Origin of the sequence: Mesorhizobium sp. M7A.F.Ca.CA.002.15.2.1, from assembly GCF_003998715.1 — a bacterium.
Classification (GTDB): Bacteria; Pseudomonadota; Alphaproteobacteria; order Rhizobiales; family Rhizobiaceae; genus Mesorhizobium; species Mesorhizobium ciceri.
On record NZ_RZPI01000445.1, the window covers coordinates 1 to 4,791 of the forward strand.

Sequence of the window (4,791 nt, forward strand, 5' to 3'; positions counted from 1 at the left end):
GATCTGGTGCGCGTCACGTTGGAAAAATATCTTGGCAAGTTGAACATCCGCATCGAGCATCTGCAGCAGTTCGTGCTGGCGTTCCGCGACAGGAATCCATGGAATTTCCCAAGCGAAAAACTGAGTGATGCCGTCACCCTGGTGGAGGAGCTCAAACTGGGCGCCGCGCGTCGCTTGCTGCCCCGGCGGAAGCGGGAAGATCTGCTGCATTTCGACCGCTGGGTCGTCGCCGAATTCCATATGCTGACGGACTACGCCTGGCGCAGTTCGCCCAACGACCCGATCCGGTTTACCGGCTGGCAATCCTGTACCAATCCCTTCGCCAATCTGGAGCCGCCGAAACTTGCCTGACGTCGAAAGCGAGGCGGCGGCCTTTGCCTGTTGTCTCCGAGCAAGGAATACGAGATGCGACAAGGAGCCCGATCATGAAAGTTCTCTTTGCAGGCGGCAACGGCTACCCGCCCGAGTTCAGTGGCGGCGTTCAGTCGAGCACGCATCATCTGGCCGAACAGTTGATCGAGCACGGTCATGAAGCGGCTGTGCTCGCCGCCCTGTTCGGTGACGGTGTCTTCGGCTTCAAGGCACGCGCCAAGATGAAGCTGTTGCGGCAGCCGGCGGTTGTCGACAGCTATCCCGGCTATCCGGTGGTGCGGGCCTGGTTTCCCTGGGAAGCGGCGGGTTATGCCGTCGACAGGCTGAAGCCCGATGTCGCCGTGGTCCAGTGTCACAAATCGGTTCCGATCGGCAAGGCGCTGCAGGCGGAGGGCGTGCCTCTGGTCGTTTATCTCCGCAATGTCGAGTTCCATGAACTGGGCGGCGATCTGCGCGAATTGCATTCGGCGCTTTACATTGCCAATTCGGATTTCACCGCGCGAACCTACAAAAAAGAATTCGGCATCGAGGCAGCGGTGATCCCGCCAACCATCAACCCGGCGCATTACTCGACGCCGACGACGGGCCAGTTCGTCACGCTGATCAACCCTTATGAGGAAAAGGGGTTTGAGCTCGCGGTGCGGATTGCCGGCGCCTGCCGCGAAATTCCATTCCTGTTCGTCGAAAGCTGGAAGCTCGACGACGATCACCGGGCGCGGATCGAACAGACGATCGCTCCCTTGGGCAATGTCGTCCTGGAGAGCCGCACCAGCGACATGAAGACGGTCTATGGCCGCACGAAGATCCTGCTTGCTCCCAGCAAGTGGGAAGAGGCGTGGGGCCGCGTCGCTTCGGAGGCCCATTGCAGCGGAATCCCCGTTATCGGTTCGCGGCGCGGCGGTCTGCCCGAGGCTGTCGGCTCCGGTGGCGTGGTGCTGGATTACGATGCTCCGCTGGCCGATTGGGTCGCGGCCGTCAGGCGGCTGTGGAACGACAACCAGGAATATGACCGGCTTTCCAGTCTCGCTCGCAGCTTCGCCGGGCGCCCGGAACTCGATCCCGATCGCCAGTTCATCACCTTCTTCTCGATACTGGACAGGGCCATGCAGCAGCGCGCGCGACAGGCGGCCTGACGACGCCGCCTGAGCAGGTCAGGCCGGACGCTTGACCCGGCTTTTCAGCGTCTCGTAGCCGCGGGCGCCAAGCAGTGCGCGGGCAATGGTCTTGGCGGCGCTCTTGCGGCCCTCTTGCGACTTGATCTGCCGCAGCCTTGCCGGCAGGTTGCGGGCCGCCTGGCCAAGTGCCGGCAGCGACAGCGCGTCGGGGAAGCTGACCATATGCGTTTCGACGCACAGCACCGGCTTGCCTGACAGTTCGGTGATCTTCAGCGCCTGTTCGTGCTCGCTCTCGATGAACAGGATGGCATCGGACTTGCGGTAGAAATCGGCCTTGAAACTGCCATGCGCGCCGAGTCGTTGCCGTTCCGCCTTGCTCGGCAGATCGAGCATGATCAGCTGGTCGTATTTGATCTCATGCTTGGCGAGCCATGCCTCGGTGAGCGCGCGGTATTTCTCCAGCCGGCTGGTGACCAGCCAGCCGATCCTGTGGGTCGCGACATGGAGCGGCCGCGCTTCGCTGAGGAATTTCTCATAGGCCGGGCCGTCGTCGTTTTCCGCCTCTGTCGGGTCGAGGCACAGCACGCCGTCAATGTCGACGCAGCATTGCGCCAGGAATTTGTGATGCATGAAGTTCCACTGGAACATGCGCGGATGCGGCACGACCTCGAAGACGAGGTCGGTTTCCTGGTGCAGGGGCTCAAGGCCGAACACGGCGGCAAAGGTGAAGTCCGCCTCGATGCCCGCAGCCTGGATGCGGGCGCGTGCGTCGCGCATGGCGTTGCCGCCGGCGACGCTGTCGTCGATCACCAGCACCTTGCGCATCTCGGAAACCTTGCGGTCGAGAGCGGCCCGGCGCTTGGTGACGCCTGATGTGTAGATTCGCCCAGCCAGGAAGCTGTCGAGATCGGTCATCGGAATGTTCGCCGCAAGGCTGACCAGCGTCGCTGCCAAAACGCCGCTTCTCGGCACACCGACGACCAGGTCGATGTCGCGCGGCAGCCGGTGCAGGCCCCTGACGATGGCGTCGTTCATATCGGAGATCGATCGGTAGTGCATGGTTCAGACCTGGTCCTGGAGGAGATGTCCGTAGCAGTCGAAGACGCCCAAATTATTGCGCTTCGCGCGGCGCTGCCGCAGGCAGCCTTGCCGGCAGCATCTTGAGCGCCTCGCGCAAGGCTTCGCGGCCGGAGGCGAATGCCAGTGCGATGATGATTGTGATGAGGTAGGCGAACACGGCGCTGCTGGCCAGGGCGACGACATGCTGCTGCGGCAGCAGTGGCTTGACGAACCAGATCGCGGCCAGCGCCAGATGGGCGCCAAGCACGAACGGCGTTGCCGCGCGCAGCACATGATGCGCCTGCAGCGGTCCGCTCTTGCCGACATAGAGCCATAGGAACGGCGTCCGCAGATATTCGCTGATCGCATAGGCGATCGCCACGCCCAGCGCGCCATAGGGCAGGCCGAGCATGAAAGCCAGCACCGACGTCACGGCCGTTATGATGCCCCAGCGCATGAAATCGCCGGAGCGGCCCTGGCTGACGAAAAGCCACCCCGCCGGATTGTTGAGCGGCTGCAGCAGCCCGGCAAAGCCGAGCGCCAGGAAAATCGAGGCGCTTGCGCGCCATTGCTCGCCGAGCACGAAGGGGATCAGCACATCCGACATCGCGGTGGCGAAGGCGACACCGGGAAGCGCCACCAGCAGGATCAGCGGCATGACGCGCAGATAGGCGCTGCGGTAGCGATCCGGCTCGTCCTTCAGCCTGGAAAGTGCTGGAACCATCACCTTCGACAAGGGGTTGGTGATCTGGCTCAGCGGAAACAGAAGCAGCTTGTAGGCGCGGTCATAGAGGCCGAGCTGCGCCTCGCCCCAATATTTGCCGATCAGCACGTTGTCGAGGTTGCGGGCAAAGAAATTGGCGAAGTTGAAGCCGGTGATGCCGGCGCCGAAATTGATCAGCTCGCCGATGCCGGCGACCTTGCGCGGCAGGCCCGGACGCCAGCGCGAACTCGCCCAGTAGCAGAGCGTCGGCAGCACGGCACCGGTCAGCGTGCCGGCAAACAGGGCCCAATAGGAGCGATCGATGAAGGTCCAGGCGATCGACACGGCAAGCCCGGCGATGGCGCTGGCGACGTCGATGACGGCCAGCCGGCCGAACTGCATACGGCGCGTCAAGAGCGCCAGATGCTGGGCGCCAAGCCCATAGGCCATGATCTGCAGCCCGAACGCAGCCACCAGACCTGTCACGCGCGGCTCGCCGTAGAAGGCAGCAACCAGGGGCGCGGCACCCGCAAGCACGCAAGCCAGGATCGCGCTGACGGCGACATTGATCCAGAAGAGGTAGTTCACCTCCTCATGCCGGATGCCTGATTTCTGGATCGTTGCCTGGGTCAGGCCGAAATCCTGGAACAGTGCGATAAAGGCAAGCACCGGCGCGCACATCGCCACGACACCGAAATCCTGTGGCGACAACAACCGCGACAGCACGATAACCGACAGAATCTGTGTCGCGACCCGCACCGATTGCGCCATGGCCGTGACAACCGCGCCGCGCCCAACCGATTTGCGCAAGGAGCCTTCTGGCGGATCGAATGCATTGGCTTCCAAATTCAGGATTCCTGATTTTTTACGTGGATTTTCGAGCCCGAAAATCCACGACCGCCGCCGACCACAAACTACGGCAATAATTTTGCAGTGCAACAGAAAACGTGGACCGCCGCACCAAAAATGTTGCGATGCAGCAAGACCTGTACTAGCATTCCCTCGGGTGGGCCAACAGCGGTCGAGTTTTTATGCTGCATGTCTTGTACCTAGTGCACGACGTTTCCGACCCGGCGGTGCGCCGGCGGATCACGATGCTCAGGGCAGGTGGGGCCCAGGTCACCTTGGCCGGATTCCGTCGCACCGCGAATCCGATTGCGGATATCGAGGGACTGCGCCCGATCGACCTCGGCGGGACGCGTGACGGGCGATTCGGCCAACGCCTCGCGGCCGTAGCCAAAGCAGCCGTTTCGATAGGCTCGAAGCTGGGCGGAATGCCAAAGCCGGATGTCATCGTCGCGCGCAACCTGGAAATGCTGGCGCTTGCCCGCCGCGCCAGGTCAGCCTTCGGTGCATCGGTTCCGATCGTATACGAGTGCCTCGACATTCATCGGCTTGTGCTGCGCAACGATGTCCTGGGCAAGGCGCTGCGTGCCACCGAACGATTTCTGGCCAGGGATGTGAAGCTGCTGGTGACCAGTTCGCCTGCCTTCATCGCCAATTATTTCAAGCCGTTCGGCCAGGTCGCGGCACCAATCGAGC

General features: G+C 62.7%; 5 protein-coding genes. 3 read left to right on the plus strand and 2 right to left on the minus strand.

Going from position 1 to position 4,791, the window contains the following annotated elements; translation table 11 throughout:
* Both ENZ74_RS22200 and ENZ74_RS22205 read left to right on the plus strand, forming a co-directional pair.
* The coding region (locus ENZ74_RS22200; protein ID WP_127312991.1) for a hypothetical protein at nt 1-351 on the plus strand (351 nt) is incomplete at its 5' end.
* Nucleotides 352-425: 74 nt separating this feature from the next.
* The gene (locus ENZ74_RS22205; protein ID WP_024501831.1) at nt 426-1,505 is read left to right on the plus strand and encodes a glycosyltransferase; all 1,080 of its coding nucleotides are present in this window, start codon (nt 426-428) and stop codon (nt 1,503-1,505) included.
* Nucleotides 1,506-1,523: 18 nt separating this feature from the next.
* Here the strand turns inward: ENZ74_RS22205 and ENZ74_RS22210 are convergent, their stop codons facing one another.
* Nucleotides 1,524-2,546: a phosphoribosyltransferase family protein gene (locus ENZ74_RS22210; protein ID WP_013528105.1), complete on the minus strand. Its 1,023-nt coding sequence runs from the start codon at nt 2,544-2,546 to the stop codon at nt 1,524-1,526.
* A 52-nt stretch (nt 2,547-2,598) separates the two neighbouring features.
* Entirely contained in the window at nt 2,599-4,095 is a 1,497-nt protein-coding gene (locus ENZ74_RS22215) for a lipopolysaccharide biosynthesis protein (RefSeq protein ID WP_063169884.1), read from the minus strand.
* 185 nt (nt 4,096-4,280) lie between these two features.
* Here ENZ74_RS22215 and ENZ74_RS22220 point away from each other — a divergent pair.
* On the plus strand, nt 4,281-4,791 hold a 511-nt coding region (locus ENZ74_RS22220; protein WP_281059718.1), incomplete at its 3' end, for a glycosyltransferase.